We start from the raw sequence: 957 nt of genomic DNA on the forward strand, positions 1-957 counted from the left end.
ATTACACAGACGCACAAGGCGAAACTCAGTCTATTAAAGGTAGTGAAGTTGCTAGCATCGCTGAACGTGAGCTAGAAGATAAAGATTGGTTAGAATGGTTCCCAATCGTTAAAGTTGGTGCAACTTACCGCTTCTAATCTGATGACAGTCTCAGTACTGTTGTGAGAAGAAAAGTAAGTGTATAAAAAACGACCCTAAAAAGGGTCGTTTTTTTGTCTGTAATAAAGTAATTGGATTAATATAATGTGAAAATCTTAATAGCTTATCAATGTTTAGAACCTTAAAATATTATTACCGTTTGATAAGAAAACAAAATAACGATCTGATAGGGAAGTGGCTGATTGTCGGTCAAGGTAACAAGCGTCTTATTTTGTTCAAGGTTAGTGGCGATGTCAGAGATGAGATGCTGGTAGTTCATTCCAAGCCCTTGTGCAAGGGTATGATGGTTGATCTTGATAAAGCTCTCTTTTACTTGCCAAAGTAATTTGACCACGGTATCACGCTGATCTAATGGTAACGCTTGTAATAGGGTGATTTCGTTAGGATGATAAAAACGTTGGGCTACGTGCCAAGCAACTTGATTGGTCTCTATGTCAATACCGACCATACGTTGATGGCTAATGACCACTGCAACGCTAGCATTTGGATTATCATTACTATTATTGACACTGCCAGTACTTGAATGGCTAAAGCACACATAGTAATTACTACTATTAAGACGATAGGGAAACTGGGCTTCGTTTAACGTATCATCGATTTCTAATTTGGTGAGAAGCTCTTGCAATAATCGTCGTACGCCCATGCGTTGCTGTCGACGTTGTCTTTGGGCGTTTTTTTGTACTGATGAACCATGAGTAGGTAGACGGTATTGCCATTCAAGAGTGGAGAAGTTGATAGAAGAGGCATGTAAAGTATCGGCTATTGACAACCAAGGTAGCTCATTCCACAAGCGTAGAC

Annotated in this window: 1 protein-coding gene; it reads right to left on the bottom strand. The window is 39.5% G+C overall.

Annotation, left to right across the window (positions count from 1 at the left end):
• Positions 1-280: 280 nt before the first annotated feature.
• The coding region (locus ACS8FD_RS17460; protein WP_439276779.1) for a 4'-phosphopantetheinyl transferase family protein at positions 281-957 on the bottom strand (677 nt) is incomplete at its 5' end.

Source organism: Psychrobacter sp. 1U2 (assembly GCF_051847575.1).